This window comes from Nostoc sp., assembly GCF_036917615.1.
In the GTDB taxonomy this organism is placed as follows: domain Bacteria; phylum Cyanobacteriota; class Cyanobacteriia; order Cyanobacteriales; family Nostocaceae; genus Nostoc.
In genome coordinates this window covers 1-17641 of record NZ_JBALCZ010000064.1, presented here as the reverse complement: position 1 = coordinate 17641, position 17641 = coordinate 1, and the positions used below count along the sequence as shown (strand labels likewise).

General features: G+C 42.7%; 10 protein-coding genes. 4 read left to right on the top strand and 6 right to left on the bottom strand.

What is annotated here, in order from left to right; genetic code table 11:
* Positions 1-214 precede the first annotated feature (214 nt).
* Positions 215-3856 carry a two-partner secretion domain-containing protein gene (locus V7K85_RS22690; RefSeq protein WP_334816771.1) on the bottom strand — a complete coding sequence of 1214 codons (3642 nt, stop codon included), beginning with the start codon at positions 3854-3856 and terminating at the stop codon, positions 215-217.
* Between the two features lie 259 nt (positions 3857-4115).
* Between V7K85_RS22690 and V7K85_RS22685 the strand changes: the two genes are divergently transcribed.
* Together V7K85_RS22685 and V7K85_RS22680 are read left to right on the top strand one after the other, a co-directional pair.
* Positions 4116-4784 carry a response regulator transcription factor gene (locus V7K85_RS22685; RefSeq protein WP_334816769.1) on the top strand — a complete coding sequence of 223 codons (669 nt, stop codon included), beginning with the start codon at positions 4116-4118 and terminating at the stop codon, positions 4782-4784.
* A gap of 3 nt (positions 4785-4787) precedes the next feature.
* A complete protein-coding gene (locus V7K85_RS22680; RefSeq protein ID WP_334816767.1) occupies positions 4788-6782 on the top strand; it encodes a CHASE2 domain-containing protein in 1995 nt (664 codons plus the stop codon).
* A gap of 69 nt (positions 6783-6851) precedes the next feature.
* Here the strand turns inward: V7K85_RS22680 and V7K85_RS22675 are convergent, their stop codons facing one another.
* Both V7K85_RS22675 and V7K85_RS36615 read right to left on the bottom strand, forming a co-directional pair.
* The gene (locus tag V7K85_RS22675) at positions 6852-9965 is read right to left on the bottom strand and encodes a trifunctional serine/threonine-protein kinase/ATP-binding protein/sensor histidine kinase (protein ID WP_442940610.1); all 3114 of its coding nucleotides are present in this window, start codon (positions 9963-9965) and stop codon (positions 6852-6854) included.
* Positions 9965-10246 (bottom strand): hypothetical protein, encoded by a 282-nt coding sequence (locus V7K85_RS36615; RefSeq protein ID WP_442940609.1) that lies wholly within the window; start codon positions 10244-10246, stop codon positions 9965-9967. Before V7K85_RS36615 ends, V7K85_RS22675 begins: the two co-directional genes overlap by 1 nt.
* 375 nt (positions 10247-10621) lie before the next feature.
* Here V7K85_RS36615 and V7K85_RS22670 point away from each other — a divergent pair, with 375 nt between their 5' ends.
* A complete protein-coding gene (locus tag V7K85_RS22670; RefSeq protein WP_334816765.1) occupies positions 10622-13366 on the top strand; it encodes a CHAT domain-containing protein in 2745 nt (914 codons plus the stop codon).
* A gap of 28 nt (positions 13367-13394) precedes the next feature.
* Here the strand turns inward: V7K85_RS22670 and V7K85_RS22665 are convergent, their stop codons facing one another.
* Both V7K85_RS22665 and V7K85_RS22660 read right to left on the bottom strand, forming a co-directional pair.
* Positions 13395-14564 carry an RNA-guided endonuclease InsQ/TnpB family protein gene (locus V7K85_RS22665; protein ID WP_334816862.1) on the bottom strand — a complete coding sequence of 390 codons (1170 nt, stop codon included), beginning with the start codon at positions 14562-14564 and terminating at the stop codon, positions 13395-13397.
* A gap of 331 nt (positions 14565-14895) precedes the next feature.
* The gene (locus V7K85_RS22660) at positions 14896-15675 is read right to left on the bottom strand and encodes a DUF928 domain-containing protein (RefSeq protein ID WP_334816763.1); all 780 of its coding nucleotides are present in this window, start codon (positions 15673-15675) and stop codon (positions 14896-14898) included.
* A 185-nt stretch (positions 15676-15860) separates the two neighbouring features.
* Here V7K85_RS22660 and V7K85_RS22655 point away from each other — a divergent pair, with 185 nt between their 5' ends.
* Entirely contained in the window at positions 15861-16124 is a 264-nt protein-coding gene (locus V7K85_RS22655; protein WP_334816761.1) for a hypothetical protein, read from the top strand.
* A 139-nt stretch (positions 16125-16263) separates the two neighbouring features.
* Here the strand turns inward: V7K85_RS22655 and aroC are convergent, their stop codons facing one another.
* Positions 16264-17352 carry a chorismate synthase gene (gene aroC, locus V7K85_RS22650; RefSeq protein WP_334816759.1) on the bottom strand — a complete coding sequence of 363 codons (1089 nt, stop codon included), beginning with the start codon at positions 17350-17352 and terminating at the stop codon, positions 16264-16266.
* Positions 17353-17641: the final 289 nt, after the last annotated feature.

The following is a 17641-nucleotide window of genomic DNA, read 5'->3' as shown; positions in this document are numbered from 1 at the left end:
TGCTGTCCCAGTTACTTTGTTAGAGTTAGTGTACCCATTTGGTGGAGTCTTAAGCAGATGCGGCGCTGATTCTGGAGATTTTGCTACGAGGTTATTTATCAAGTAAAAATAAAATTAGTGTTAAAGTTTTACATCACATACAACATTTTTACTGGCACAAAGGTTGGTGAAAACGATCGTCTGCTTGGATAGTATCCTTTATTTCATCAACTTCTTAGAAACCCGAACAAGTAGATAATTGTGACCAAGAATTGTGAGGAGAAACAGTAGGTGCAGAGGGAGTAAGAATCACCTCACCATTAGACCCGTAGATCCATCCCTGAGCTTCAATCAGTGGCGCAGATTTAACAGAATGGTAAGGTTTGTTGCTAGTAGTAGGGTTTTCGGAATCGAGAGCGTTTTCTTGTCTCGTTGAGATACTTGTGCTCTGGACATTTGGAATCTGATAAGTCTGATAGGGTGCAATTGAGGGGTCATCTGGCATCACTGGCAAACCTCCGTTCCCCGTGATGATGAATTTCCCTTCTGGCCGTTTATTTCGTGTAATGCAACTATTGGCAATCAACTGTGAAGTATCGATGATGTTTGTGGGCAGAGCAGTTAAGCCTTGACTAGGATTCACATCAGGCGTGTTGAGTTGCACTACGCCATTGAATTGGGAACCACGAGCAGAACTAGCTGTAATGTCACTTAATGGCGTGGGTTGTAGACGAAACTGTGTGCCAAAAATGCCAGAAGCATTGACAATTACTCGACCACCAAAGCTATCTTTAGCATTGGCGCTAATGTCGCTATCTTCTTTTGGAACAGCGACTAGGTTGTTAGTATTAATCGTAATATTACCACCAGTTGCCTTTCCAGTAGCGTTGGTAGTGATGCTGCTGCCTCGGCGTAGTAGCAACAAGTCGCGCGATCGCAAATTAATATTTCCCTGTCCTCCATTTGTGTCAGCACGGATTGTTGCTTTGTTGTCAAGATAGATAGAGTTAGCTTCAACTAGTAATGAGCCTGCAATTCCTGACCCTTTACTGCTCACCGTTACTTCGGCCCTATCCCTCAAAGACAGCATCCCGGTTGTAATGTTAATATCGCCCCCCTTGCCTACGCCTGTCGATTCCACAGTACTGAGTACTTGACTGGGGCTTCCATTTTTTGCCGCTCCTTCCAAGGAGACTGTATCTTGAGCAAATATATTCACATTGCCCGCATCCCCTAGTCCAGAGGTGGCAGCACTGAGTCGAGCGCCATTGCTCACTCTAAGCGACCCAGCCATGATGTTGATGTTGCCTCCCTGACCTTCGGCTCCTTTCTGCACTGCGCTGGCTACTGTGGTGACATTTGTGCCATTGGCACTTACCCCATCGAAGGAAACTGTATCGCGGGCAAGTATATTCACACTGCCTGCATTTCCTTTTCCTTGGGTCGTGACATTCAATATACTGCCATTCCTCAGATCAAGTGACCCAGTGGTAATATTGATGCCGGCACCGTTGCCCACCCCGTTTATGAGCACATTGCTGAATGCTCCAGTAACATTATTACCGAATCCATTATCAAAGACAACGGTATCGCGGGCAACGATATCTACCGTACCTGCATCCCCCCTTCCACCATAGTTGGTAGCAACCAGCTCACTACCATTCGTAACAGAGAGTGACCCAGTTCTGATGTAGATGTTGCCTCCCTCACCTTCAGCTTTGTTGGATAATGAGCTGCCTACCAAGCTGACCCCATCCAAGGAGACTGTATCGCGGGCAAATATATTCACATTGCCTGCATTTCCTTTTCCTCGGGTTGTGGCATTCAATACAGCGCCATTTTTCAGATCAAGTGACCCAGTGGTAATATTGATGCTGGCACCGTTGCCCCCCCCGTTTGTGAGCACATTGCTGAATGCTCCAGTAGGGATATTACTAAGTCCTTTATCAAAGACAACGGCATCGCGGGCAACGATATCTACCCTACCTGCATCCCCCTTTCCACCATAGTTGGTAGCAATTAGCTCACCACCATTCCTAACAGAGAGTGACCCAGTTGTGATGTTGATGTTGCCACCTTTGCCCACGCCTGTTGGTCGTACAGCGCTGGATGCCGAAGTGAATCTATTGCCTTTACTCGTCGGACTCGCCCCATCAAAGGAAACGGTATCACGGGCATGTATGTTTATACTGCCCGCATCCCCTAGTCCAAAGGTGTCAGCATTGAGTGCAGCGCCATTGCTCACTCTAAGCGACCCCGCCCTGATGTAGATGTTGCCTCCCTGACCTTCGGCTCCTTTCTGCACTGCGCTGGCTACTGTGGTGACATTTTTGCCATTGGCACTTACCCCATCCAAGGAGACTGTATCGCGGGCAACTATATTCACACTGCCTGCATTTCCTTTTCCTTTGGTCGTGACATTCAATATACTGCCATTCCTCAGATCAAGTGACCCAGTGGTAATATTGATGCTGGCACCCTTGCCCATCCCGTTTGTGAGCACATTGCTGAATGCTCCAGTAACAGTATTACCGAATCCTCTATCAAAGACAACGGTATCGCGGGCAACGATATCTACCTTACCTGCATCCCCATTTCCACCATAGTTGGTAGCAATCAGCTCACCACCATTCCTAACAGAGAGTGACCCAGTTGTGATGTTGATGTTGCCACCTTTGCCCACGCCTGTTGGTTGTACAGCACTGGATGCCCAAGTGAATCTATTGCGTCTACTCGTCGAACTCGCCCCATCAAAAGAAACGGTATCACGGGCATGTATGTTTATACTGCCCGCATCCCCTTGTCCAGAGGTTTCGGTATTCAGTACACCGCCATTTCTTACATAAAGCGAGCCGGTTGTAATATTGATGTCACCACTTTTACCTACAGCCGTTGATTGCACCGTATTAGAGATACCACTTCCATTCAGGTTTATTGCCTCTGTTGCATTAATTTCAATATCTCCCGCCCGTGAGTCAACAGAACCCAACCCTGATGCTATCCCTGACTGTAGCTGTGTACTTCCTCCAGTCATATCTAAGGAACGGGCATTGATCGCAATACTACCCCCACCACCAGCGAGTACATTGACATCAGTGCCATTGCTGAGAGATACATCAGCTCGTTCAACGCCATCAGGAAAACTGAAACTAAGGTATGAGCCATTAATACTCAAACCAACTGTACCAGTGTCTGCCATACCTCCCAACTCCACATTTCCACCCGGAGCTATGAGTTTACCACCATAAAGCTGCACATTACCGCCTACAAGTGCTAAGGTCTGACCAGGATTAACTTCTAAACTAGAACCCTGTACCTGAATCCTTGCCAGATTCGTTCCAAATTGTAAGCCAATGGGTACATTGATAGTCAGCAAAGGTGGAGTTTGAGAATTTACAGCACTGAACTTAATACCATCACTAAAATTAAGACTATTAGCTGTGCTAGCAATAAACGAACCGCCAATCTTCAGGGAGGCATTGGATTTAAAGATAATTCCATTCGGATTGATTAAAAATAAATTTGCAGTGCCATTTGTTTTAATCATCCCATCAATATTTGAGCCTGAGTTACCTGTAACGCGAGTCAGGATGTTCTGAATCTGCATCGCATTATTGAAAAATGCTTCCCCGCCTTTAGGTACGGAAAACTCGCTAAAACTGTGGAACAGGTTGCTACCTCGAACCGTTCCTCCATCAATCGTGCAAGCTGTGCATCCTGGCGCAACGCTGGAATTGACCTCAAGTGTATTATCAGGAACAATTTTGGCGTGGACGGGGCTAGTGATTACAAAAGCACAGCATCCCGTTATAGTTATCGCCCCAGAACCAAATAGCAACGATTTCCAGCTTTGATAACATCCTAATTTAGCTTTCACAAGACTTCTTTACTCCTCACAACCAGTAGTCATACTACGTCATCAAGTTTAACAAGTTGTTATATTACTTAACTAAAGTGCTGATTTTCCAATTTTGGAAAACTAAATTCCTGAAACTGCAACACGCAGTCAGTTAATTATTTGTATCCTAGTCTTGAACGATAAGTTTTACTAAATGGCAAGTTAATTTCTAGTCACAAAAAGTTAGATTTCCTGTAGTTTTGGTACTTTAAATAAAGCTATTAAAATTACACCAGTTATGAACCAACAGTCAAAGCAAACTTTGCAAAAATTTGTAGTTGTTGACGACCACGAAGCAATTCTTCAAGGTACAATTCCAGCGTTAAAGGAGAAATATCCAGAAGCAGAAATCCTCGCAGCTCAGGATGCCCAGACGGCGTATCAGCAATTTGAACGCTACCACCCAGATTTATTAATTGTGGATTTATGTCTACCAGAAAAGCCTCAAGCTCCAGCTCAGATTGAAGTTGGTATGCAACTGATCAAAACTTTGATGTCAAGCCCTCTCGCCCCTAATTTAATGGTGCTGAGTACCAATGTCAAACCGTTAGTACGTCTCAAACCGATAATTAATGCTTATGAAGGTGGCTTTGCCGCTATGGATAAGTCTTTGCCGATCCGGGAAATGTTAAAGTTCGTTGACTTGGCATTGCGCGGCTCTATTTATTTGTCTTCAGAACTGCGATCGCGTCCAGAATTTGACCGAAAATGGATAGAGGTACTGACGCTTAAATATCAAGAAGGCTTAACAGATAAAGCGATCGCTCAAAAAATGCTAGTAAGCGATCGCACCGTAAGAAATTACTGGATTAGATTGCAAGATTCTCTGGGTGTTTATGACGAACCTGGTAAAGAATTGAGAATTCAAATTGAGATCGCAGCTAGAAAAATCGGATTAATTAATTAATTGATGAAGTTGGCACTTACTATAAAAAGCAATTTTTGGAAAAAACTTCACCACCAACTGCCACTCTGGCGAGAAGTAGTGATGCCAGGACTCTCAGTAGTAGGATTTATTATGCTTGCTCGTTCAATAGGATTATTGCAATCACAAGAGTGGCTTGTATTCGATCAATTATTGCGGGTGCGGCCTAATGAAGCTATCGATCAACGGGTGGTAATTGTAGGTATTGATGAAGACGATATTAACTATGTAGGAAGCTATCCTATACCGAATAGAGAAATTGCTAAAATGTTGAACATTCTACATACTTACAAACCTAGAGTCATCGGTCTGGATCTTTTTAAGGATAAACATAGTAATTCAGATCGTGCAGACTTGGCACTTGCCTTGAGAGAAAATACAAATATCATTGGAATTGAAGTTGCATTAAATCAGAAACGAACTTTTAATGTTAACCTACCACCTGAGTTACCTCCCGAACGAGTTGGCTTTGCAGATCTAATAGTTGACCCTGATGGCAAGCTACGACGTAACGTGTTGGCAGCCAAGACTCACATGGGAAAACTTAAATACTCCTTACCTCTGTGTTTAGCACAATTCTATTTGCGCGAACAAGGAATTATATTTCATCATGGCAGTAGTTCTTACGACCCTATCCAATTTGGTTCGAGTCGGCTAGTCCGCTTTCTCCCCAATTCTGGTGGATATGTGGGAACTGATGCTAATGGCTTTCAGATATTACTAAACTTTCGCTCTCATCCCGAACCTTTTCGCACCTTATCTTTGAGAGATGTCCTCACTAAAAAAATTGATCCCAATTGGATTCGCGATCGCGTCGTGATTGTCGGTATGACTGCCTCCAGTATTAAAGATACATTTACCACTTCAGCAGTCAAACGTACACTTTATACTAGAGATTTAGGAATTGAAAATTCTGCTAATCAGTTTCAATCGATTTATGGTGTAGAGATTCATGCCCATACCACGAGCCAAATTATTAGTAATGTTTTAGACGGACGACCACTGTTAAAAGTGTGGCCAGAATTTTGGGAATATTTATGGATTTTAGCTTGGGGTTTACTTGGCATAATTCTGGGTTTAATCTTGCAATCTCCTGTAAAAACATTGTTGAACCTTGGGTTAGCTAGTATCGCACTTGTGGGAATTTGTTATATTCTCCTAGTTGTGGGTTGGTGGATTCCTTTAGTACCAACCTTGTTATCTCTGGCAGGTGCAGGACTGACAACATCTTTTTTTGATCGAGATTTAAGAACATTACTCGAACAACGCAGTCTAACTCTCAAGCGCTCTTTTGAGACAATCCATAATGGCCCTCTGCAAACTCTGGCTGTCATTTTAAGGAGTCTTGGCGAAGACATAGAAACTGAGAAATTGCGATCGCAACTTGAACAACTGAATCGGGAGTTACGAAGTATCCCTGATTCTCTTAGTCAAGAAATGCTCAGTCGCAATGACAGTCTCTACTTAGAGGGAAATGTGGTTATCGATCTCCAAATTCCAATTGCTGAGTTACTTTATCATATTTACGACAGTACCTTACAAAGAAAATTTCAAGGATTTGAGACAATTCAAAGTTTTATTCCTCCCAATTTTGAGCCACTAGAAGAGTGCTACTTAAATGCAGATCAAAAGCGAAGCTTGTACCTGTTTTTTCAAGAAGCATTATGTAATGTCGGAAAACATTCGCAACGAGCTACACGTCTTGATGTTGTTTGTACGCGTTCAGCAAGCGAGTATTGCTTGCAAATAATTGATAATGGAGTTGGAATTCTATCTAAATCTAATTATCAAAGTGGTGGTGGTGGAACAGACCAAGCTCAATATTTAGCCCGAAAATTGAGAGGTAAGTTTCGACGATTTCGTCACTCTCCACAAGGCACTGTCTGCGAGTTGACTTGGCCTGTAGCAAGTACTTGGTGGCAACGATTTTTGTATCCAGGCAATTGGAAATTTTTCTCTGCCCGCACTGATGGAACTTAACGTTAGTTCGATAGATTTGGTCTGACTCCTCTGGTCGTAGGCTAGCGTGTTCTTCTAGGGGACGGTGCTTCAGAGGGGGCTTATCGCTGGATGAAGGCGGGTGGTATTGCTCTGGATTGGAATCTCAATTATAAATTCAGTTCCTTTGTTTAAGTTAGAATTACAAGTTAAATGACCCTTGTGTTTATCCACAATAATCTCATAGCTAATGGATAGTCCTAAGCCTGTACCACTTCCTACAGGCTTAGTAGTAAAAAATGGATCAAATATTTTCTGCTGCACCTCTGGTGTCATTCCCGAACCGTTATCGGTAAGCCGAATTATTACCATCTTGTCATCTGTGCATGTTTCCATGCCAGTCGTGTAGCCCTCTTTCAGCGTTGGTAGCGTTGCCAATAGTGCTTGCTGGTGATGTTGGATGAAACACCCAAACAGGCTGAGAGTGACGGACTTCATGGACTGAGCATTAAATTCCTCCAGTAACGAGATCGCTAACGAGCCAAACCCATAGCCTGTTTTGACTTCGCCCAAAAAGGCACACAGCACCATTCCATGAATCGCATATCCTACCGTCGAGGCGGGGGCATTCCCAAACTGGAGCGACAATCTCACCATCGTTGCGCTCAGAAAGGGCAGTAAACCTGGCATTCCTTGTAGTACTGGCGCAAACACTATTCCTAACAGTTCCATCGCGGCGATCGCTGTGGGATCGCTCATCCTGGGTAAATTAACTAGAGCAGACAGATTGTTGCTGCTTTGAAGGCTTGCAAGGTCTTGTAGTACTTTGCCGATTTGGGTTTCATCTGGCGCACTCGGTAGATCCACCCCTAATTGACTCAGTGCCTTTCTTCCTACAGCGATCGCCTCTAACACTTGGCTTTGAGCCGTTTGGGCCGCGATTTGAATTTTGTAGATTTTCACTTTGTCGAAAATGGTCTGTGCCTCCTGCAATACCAATGCGCCTAGCTGTTCCATGCCCTGAAAGTCAGCATTCAAATAGGCAACTTCAGCAGCCATCACATACAGATTCAGAGTCAATTCATACTGATGTTGCCAGCAGTTTGTCTCAAGTAGCTTAATCCCCGTTTGCAAATAAACTCTTGCTGCGGCGTAAGCTGTTGAATTTCTGGACTTAGCTCCGGCTTTGAAATTGAGTTGAGCTAATGTTTCCTGTTCCTTGAGTTCAGTGATTAACTCAATTCCTAAATTCAAATGCAGGACAATATCAAACAGTTTTTCATCAAGTTCAATCTCGGATAAATTTTTTCGGAGTAAATGTCCAATTTGCAGATGAGTTGCTGTTTTTTGCTGATCGGGAATTAGAGAATAAGCAGCTTGTTGGACGCGATCGTGTAAAAATTTATATTTGGCTATTTGTTTACTAGGAAAATCATTTGACAGTACATATCTATCATTATCGTCTCCCTGATAAAACTTATAAACATCACTAATCGGTAAAATTAGCCCTTCTTGTAAAGCCTTCCACAAATCGGCAGCAGTTTCGATTTGGGATAGTTCTGAAACAATTGCCAAAGTTGCTAAATCAAACTGATTGCCAATGCAAGCAGCTAACTGCAACACCTGTTGAGTTGAGGGAGGCAGTTTTTCTAATTGAAATGCCATAAAGGCAACAACGTCATCTGTAAACGCTTGCTGATTTACTTGGCTAATATCACATTCCCAACAGCCTAACTCCAAATCAAATTGAATTAACCTCTCTTGATGTAATGCGAGGAGAAACTGTGTAGCAAAAAACGGATTACCTTGAGTTTTTTGATATACCAACTTAGAAAGAGTCCATGCCAAATTTTTTGTACATTTAAGGGTGTCAGCAACTAACTGATTCACTTGCCCTTGGCTCAGTGGTGCTAAAGTAATCGTATTAATGGTTGCTTGGTTTTTTTTAATCTCACTCAAAGTCAACATTAATGGATGTGCTCTTGTGACTTCGTTATCACGGTATGCACCAATTAACAAAAGATGTCTTGTATCAGCCATCAATAGCTGCATTAAGTTCAGTGATGCTGAATCTGCCCATTGCAAATCATCTAAAAACATCACTAATGGATGTTCAGCACTGGTAAAAACTTGGGTAAATTTTTGAAACAATAAATTAAATCTATTTTGGGCCGCAGTTCCTGATAATTCTATGGCGGGTGGTTGTTCACCAATAATTCTTGATAATTCCGGGATAACTTCAATAATTACTTGTCCATTTTCTCCAACAGCATCTAAAATATTACTTTTCCACTGCTGAATTTGTGTATCGCTTAGAGTTAATAATTGCCCCATTAAATCTCGGAATGCTTGCACAAAGGCACTCAAGGGAATATTACGTTGAAATTGGTCATATTTGCCTTTAATGAAATAACCGCGTTGTCGCACAATCGGTTTATGAACTTCATTGACAACCGCAGTTTTCCCAATTCCCGAAAAACCTGCTACCAGCATCATTTCTGTTGCACCAAGGTTGACTCGCTCAAATGCTTGGATTAGAGTTGATACTTCCATTTCTCTTCCATAAAGTTTGTCGGGGATGATGAAGCGATCGCACACATCCCTTTGGGCAATTTTAAAGCCCTCAACTTTACTACTTTGTTGGAGTTGACGTAAACAAGTTTCTAAATCAAATTTCAACCCGAATGCGCTCTGATAACGATCTTCGGCATTTTTCGCCATCAATTTCATGACGATATCTGAAATCGATTTCGGAACTTTGAATTCTTCCAAAGGAGCAGGGGCTTTAGCAATATGACAATGCACCAATTCCATCGGATCATTGGATTCAAAGGGTAAAACTCCAGTGAGTAACTCATAAAAAGTGATACCCAAAGAATAAAAGTCAGTTCGGTAGTCAATCCCCCGATTCATTCTTCCTGTTTGTTCTGGCGAAATATAAGCCAGTGTCCCTTCTAATACATTGGGATTGACTAGCGTTTGCGTTTCCCGTGGTAGTAAAGATGCAATACTAAAGTCAATTAATTTAACTTGTTTGGAATCAGGATTAATTAAAATATTGCTGGGTTTTATATCTTTATGAATAATCCGCTCCCGATAAAGTATATCTAAGGTATTACACAAGGCGATCGCTATTTGTAAAAATTCCATTAGAGATTCTAGGGTTCCCCCCGCTCCCCATTGCCCTTTATCCTCAGAGAGCGCCACGTCTTCCCCAGTCCACACTAAATACCCCCAAAGTCTTCCATCACCAACGCATAGCCATTTTGGTATGGTTCCAGGCTATAGGTTTGGATGATTAGAGGTAAGTTAAGATTTTTGGCAATGGTGTACTGATTGCGAAACGATAAGAGTTCGCTGAAACTGGGATAAGGATTTTTCAACAGTTTAATCACCACAGGTTTGTGGTCAGTCTCTCGATACCCGCGATAAACTAGGGTTCTGGAACTATTATAAATTTCTTCTGTTACGTGGTATCCGGCAATACTGACAAGAGTGCTGGCCATGCTGCTTAATTGTCAAGGTTTCTGAATTTATTGTTCCCAAATCAGTAACGCCAGTTTAATGTCTTTTGGGATAACTCACAGGTAATGCACAGAGCTATCCCAATTAAAGCCACTAAGTATAGGCGAAAAGCTCTGCATTTAAAAGTCGTAGATACAAAAGCTCCGGCGCTGCTCTCCTATGTAGTAATGTTAAGTGGAACAGCTTAGGAGTCAGGCAAAACTTCTTAACTTACAAGCAGTGCTGATGCATGCTACTGTCTATTTGTACAGTGGGTAATTTCTAACGGATTTATGAAATACTATATTTAGTTATGCGATCGCAACACCGAGGCTGTGCATTGCCGAAAGCGATCGTTGATTAAGTAAGAAATTTACTTGTCGAAAGTATTACTTTGTGCGATCATGCAACGCTTACCATACCGTGTTCGTCGCATTTGGGCAGTTCTCTTCCTAACAACGCTAACCCTATGTTTGTGGTTAGCGCATCCTTCTCTAACAATTGGGCATAAGGGAATCGCAGAGATAGCAACAGCTAAATCGTCGGCCTTAACACAGCCAGTACAGCAAGGACTTGAGCTATATCAAGCTGGCGATATTCAAGGAGCAATCAAGTCTTGGCAAGCAGCCCTCTCCTCCAATCAACAGCGTAATAGTAATTCTCCTGAGGAAATAAATGTCCGGACATACCTTGCCAGAGCATACCAACAAGTAGGTCAAATACCGGAAGCGATCGCCGAATTAAAGCAAGTTATCGCCTACTATCGTCAAACAAACGAGCCGATAAAAGTGGGACGGATGCTGACAGAACAGGCTCAACTCTTCAGTAGCCGGGGACAGCACCGACTGGCAGTTGCCATTTTGTGCGGTCAAAATCAAATCAATCTGCCATGTACTCAGGATAGTGCCCTAGAAATTGCCCGCCGCCAGTCAGATTATCTTGGCGAAGTAGCTGCTTGGGGTAGTCTGGGAAATGCTCATCGTCTCCAAGGCGAGTATGAGCAAGCTATTCAAGATTTTGAACATAGCTATGAAATAGCCAAGCGGATCAATAATCAAACTTATGTAACGTCTACCTTAAATGGTTTAGCCAATACCTACGCTAGTCTTGCAAAGCGCAATCAGCGTCGGGCTGAATTCGCTAACGAGGTAGACGATCAAAAAGCAGCCGAAAAATTCCAGCAACACACGGTTAGTGATGATAATCAAGCTGCACAATATTTTGAACAAAGTCTGAATCTAGCTCGTAGCCAAAACGACAGAGTAAACGAACTGCGATCGCTACTAGGTCTAGTTAGGCTTTACTACCGCCAAGATCGTCAGGATGAAGCCATAGTTAACAATACATTACAGCAAGCGATCGTCGTCCTAGAACAGATGCCTGATTCTCACGATAAAGCCTATGCGGCGATTCAACTCGCTAATCTTCTACAACTCGTCAGCCAAAAGGTCAAGTCGGTCACTACTGACCCAGCAACTCAATGCTTAGAGTCAGAATTGTTACCCAAGTCTGTTGAACTACTCAACAAAGCTGTGGCAATCACTCAAAAAATACAGGAACCAAAGGCAGAGTCTTTTGCTAAAGGCAGGTTAGGACACGTTTATGAATGTCTCCAAAATTATCAACAAGCTATAAATTTGACTCAACAAGCGCTTATTGGCACTGTCGCAAACGAGAGCCTTTACTTGTGGGCTTGGCAGGCGGCACGCCTATCTAGAGCCACAGGTCGGGTGAAAGAAGCGATTAATTTTTATGAAGAATCTATTGACAGTCTTAAAAGTATTCGCAGCGACCTTACCTTAGAACAGCGAGATTTTCAATTTGACTTTCGAGACAATGTTGAACCAGTTTACCGCGAGTTGCTTGAGTTACGCCTAGAGCAAACTGAGCATCTTGTTCAAGAATCTGATATTCAACAGAATTTAGAATTTGTCCTTCTAGCAATAGATGAGTTAAGGCTAGCAGAACTACAAAATTATTTAGGTAATGATTGTGCTTTAGCACTGATTCAGCAACCAGTCCCATTAGTGGGGAAAAACACTGCTGTCTTGAGTTCGATTATCTTGAAAGAGCGCCTGGCGATCATTCTTACCTTGGCTGACGATCAGAAAAAATTTAAATCACAACTTTTTTGGGTGCCTGCTAAGAGTCAGGAGGTCAAAGATGCAATCAATGACCTACGAGTCAAACTAGAAAAGCGCTCCGATTTGGAAAACAGTTATAAAGCCAAAGCTCAACAAGTGTATGACTGGTTCATTCGTCCTTTTATCAAAGATTTAGAAACTGAGAAAATCGAAACTTTAGTGTTTATCCAAGATGGAATTCTTCGGAATATCCCGATGGCAGCGCTGTTTGACGGCAAGCAATTCTTGATTGAAAAGTATGCGATCGCTACTGCCCCAGCACTGACTCTAACCAAGCCAATACCCTATAACCATCAAAAATTACGAATATTGGCTTTCGGCTTGACACAGGCAGCTACAGTTGAAACGGATGCGGGTGCAAAAGTTTTTGAGCCGCTTGGTCAAGTTAAATTAGAGCTTAAAACCATTACAACGAGTTTACCTAAAAGCAAGGGCTTACTAGATCAAGACTTTACACCTGAGCGATTGCAACAAGAGTTAGAAAAAAATACTTTCTCAGTAATTCATCTAGCAACACACGGCAAGTTTGGTATTGATGATAGAGAAACGTTCTTGGTAACTGGTAAAAAAGTTGAAATAAATCATCAAAAATCTGGCAAAAGTGAGATTTATAATGAAAAATTGACAATAACCGACCTTTATCAACTAATTAGTAAGAGTCGCGATCACAATAATCCGATAGAGTTACTGACCTTGACAGCTTGTGAAACAGCAGTAGGTAGCGATCGGGAAACTCTAGGTCTGGCTGGTATCGCCATCCAAGCCGGATCTCAAAGTGCCATAGGTTCTCTATGGAAAGTTGATGATGCAGCAACCGCGCAACTGATAGCCAAATTTTATCAAAGCTGGCACAGTGGACTAAGTAAGGCTAGAGCCTTACAGGCGACTCAAATAGCTTGGCTACAAGCGCATCAGCAGCAACTCGAAAGTCACCCTGGATACTGGGCACCATTCATCCTGATTGGTAACTGGCTTTAAATCAGTGAACAGTAAGCTAACCCCAGCCCTAAAGGGCGGGGCTTTGTAGTAGCCCTGAGCTATCTGTGCTGAGATTACAACACAAATAACCCGAACCTCCGGGCAAGCTTACAGATTGCCACAATAAAGAAATCATTTTTGCGCCATTCAAATCAGCATCACCATGCCATTTGCAGTTACCACACCTAAAACGTTTATCCGACCTCAACCCAATGTGCAAACATTGGTGGCAGGTTTGGCTTGTGTAGGCAGGTGGTACAGCGATTACTTCTACACCTTCTTTAATACCCTTGTACTCAAGAAAATATCGCAATTGATAAAACGACCAAGAATTAGACCGCCTGCGCTCAACTTTGTTTCTGGGTTGCTTGTTAGTGCGCTCTCTAATCCCAGTCAAGTTTTCAATAGCGACAATAGATGCGGTGCTTATGGCGGCACGAATAATCCGGTAGCTGATTTGATGGTTCAACCAAGACTGGAATCTTCTCTCACGTCCCGACAGCCGTTGCAAAATCTGCCTTGCCCTGCGGCGAGTAGACCTTGTGCCTTTCGTAGCTTTTTGCTGGAGAGAAGCTCTAGCTTTGGTGTATCTATCTCGAATATCTGTTACTTGCTTTCCGTCCCACTTATCTCCGTTGCTAGTTACAGCGATGTCTCTACGCCCAAAATCCACACCAATAACATTGGTTGGCTTAAGTGGTTGGGGTACTTCATCCTTGGTTTGAATATGAATGTAGTAGGAACCATCCCGATGTTTGCACAATTGCGCCGACGTTGGCTTTTTACCTTTGAGTTTCCCCCTCTGGTAATTACCAATATCCATTTTGATGTGTTCTCTAACAGAGAGCAAGTTCAAACTAACAGTCCAGTCTTTTTCTCTAAACGTAAAAATCCTAGCGTCGTAATCGGCGCTGGTTGGTTTAAAGAATTTAACTGGTTTATTCTTTTGTTTAGCAGTCTTGCGGTTAGCTCCTACTCTGGCACAAGCCCTGACAGCCAAATTAGCAGACAACCCGAACAACGAACGCAAGTCTTGATAAACCATATTCTGAATGGTTGCCTTACTTGTAATTTCGGGTTTAACTTGCTGATTGGCATAGTTACAAGCATCCGCAAACACTTTCAGTGTAGCCTCGATTTGGACAACTTCCTCAAAACTGGGGTTAAGCTTGCAAACCGATGTCAGTACTTGTTCCATGATTACAATCATATCACAAGTGACGAATACTCTCTGACGGCGACATAAATTCGCCTACGCCTTACCCCCACGGATGAATCCGGGGGCTTCCACGGCGAGAAGTGTCTGGTGAACAGCTAATAACTGTCTTAAATTTGAAATTTTGGCTCTATCGCTCCTTTTATGGACTCTAAGAATAAATAAACTGGTCTTATAGATTGTGGTCTTTAGAGTGAATGGGTTTTCAGGTTTTGAAGTTTCTTTATAGAACCTGAATTTTAATACCACAGCATAAGGGGAGCGGTAGAACCGAAATTTTTAAGTGTTTTTGGTTGAAATTCAAACGTTTATACTAGCGCTGCAATTGATGAATTGCGCTTTTTGTAAGTTCTACTTTAATTTGTTCTTTGAGATCAGTTTCAGAGCCATTTGCTACCTGTTCTAGGAGAAACATATTTAATTCTCTCAGCTTCGGCTCATCCTTTGAGGTTAAAGCGATTTCTAAAGTGTTGTACCACAAATCAGCTTGGTTATAGAGATTTGCCTTAGTTAAAACATCATTGCTCTGAGATAGTTGCTTTTCCAAATCTGGTTGAACTGAAACTACTTTCATCGCAGCTGTAGCAAATGGATTGGCTGACGGGCGATTAGCATCGCAGACTAATTCGACTTGCCAAAGATATCTTTGACCAACTAACAATTCTGGACTGGACAGAGATAGGATCATAATTCCTGGTGAACTTTTAAAATTTTTGTCTTTAATCTCTTTTACCAACTTAGATTGTTTACTAGCTGGGTCATACTCATAAAGCCGAAACTCCATTTGCCAGGAGGTAGAATTGCTGACAAACCAAGCAAATGTAGGACGTGTTACCAAAGTTTGCCCATAAATTTGGGAAGGTGCAAGCAAAATCAGGGCTGGAATCCTACTTGAAGATGTCTCGGACTGAGTTTCGCATCCTCTAGAGCCACCTGAAGTTCCCGTAGTCTGAGGTGGGGGATCGTTAGAATTATTGTTCCCATCAGCTAAGGCTGTTGTAGGCATCAATAACAATAAGGTCAAGGCAATATCAATGAATGTAAAAAGGCTTTTCCTCAAACATTTCTGGGAAGGGCGTAATATCTGAGCCATGTTCTACCTCGATAAGTTGCTAGGACAAGTCTTAAAAACATATCTGGTTAAACAACCTATATTTTGCAGATGGACTTGAAAATACGGTTGTGTTGCAAAAACCAGTGCTGGTCTGGTAAAAGTGCAGAAGGTAGTTCATCAGCAGCGAAAGATACCCTGTTGATGAACTGCAAGTAACTATTCAAATGGTGACACTTCCAATGCAAGATTATTCTACTGCTGTGCGCTGGTATGTGCGATATTCCCTCTCGTATCGAAATCTTGAAGAAAAGCTCGGACGAAAGTCTAAGCTTAGTAAAGTTTTGCGTAAAAGCGTAGCGTTTTTAATACAGGGGGATGCATTAACAATGCAAGGGGATGCATTGGCATTGCAGGGAGACGCATTAAGAATGCATCGGCATACATTGGCATTGCCAGGTATTGCCTTTCATTTATTCGCTAGGAATTAATCAAATGCTGTACTTAGGCACTCGCCTATGAGTTCCAAGTCAGTGTGGGTAGTTCACAGAGTCTAAATATTCTTTGAGAGGGCGAGTAAGATACCCACCTCAGGAAAATAAATATTTCTTGTCAGTCAAAGTGTAGTGCCTACAAGACCTTACACTGCCCATGATGCCGTAACAAATGGTCACACAACACCAACGCCACCATTGCCTCAACCATTGGAACTGCACGCGGTAATACACAAGGATCATGGCGTCCTTTCGCTGCTAATAGCGTTTCTTCGCCCTCACGAGTTACAGTTTTTTGCTCTTTTCTAATTGTTGCTGTCGGCTTAAATGCAACTCGCAAAATTATATTTTCCCCGTTGGAAATCCCCCCTTGAATACCACCAGAACGGTTTGTTAGTGTGCGGATTTCACCATTTTGATCAATATAAAATTCGTCGTTATGCTCAATTCCCGTTAGCAGCGTTCCCCCAAAACCGGAACCAATTTCAAAGCCTTTGCTAGCAGGGAGAGACATCACACCCTTAGCAATATCAGCTTCCAATTTATCGAATACTGGTTCGCCCAAACCTTTGGGCAGATTTCGCGCCACACATTCTACGACACCGCCGATAGAATCACCTTGTCTACCTGTTTGCTCAATTAATTCAATCATGCGATCGCTGCATTCAGCATCGGGACAGCGGACGATATTGCTTTCCACTTGTTCTAAGGTGACAGTATTTGGATCAACTACACCTTCCAAGTCTTTGATGCGCTTAACGTAAGCGATAATTTCAATATTGGCTACTTGACGGAGAATTTTTTTAGCGATCGCACCTGCTGCTACTCTTCCGATTGTCTCACGCGCTGATGACCTACCCCCGCCTTGCCAATTGCGAATGCCATATTTTGCATCATAAGTTGCATCCGCATGAGAAGGCCGATATTTCTCGGACATCTCGTCGTAGTCTTGGGGACGAGTGTCTTTGTTCCGCACCAAAATTGCTATAGGCGTTCCTAGTGTTTTGCCTTCAAATACCCCTGATAAAATCTCGCAGGTATCTGCTTCTTTGCGAGGGGTCGTAATTTTACTTTGTCCGGGACGCCTTCTATCTAGTTCTACTTGAATTTCTTCAGCCGAAATTTCTAGTTGTGGAGGACAACCATCAATCACAACCCCCACACCGCCGCCGTGAGACTCGCCAAAAGTACTGATGCGAAATAGATGACCAAAAGTGTTGCCCATGATTTTGAGGAAAAAGGTGAGGCTTATGTATTTTACCTAGAGTTCTTGCAAAAGGTTGTTTTGCTCTGATCTTTGTAGAACTTTCCGCTATTTTTTAGGGTTTCTGCAACAGTATTTCCGAGTTTTTACCCAACTCTATAACAGTAAATACCTCATCTGTTGCTAACTTAAATAAAAAGCGCCCTCCCAATCTAGGAGAGCGCTTTTTGATGAAGGCTAAACTTTACTATTTAACCGTTGATAGCAGGAGCGGTTAGAGCTACAGGAGCAAAATCACCAGCAGCCAAAT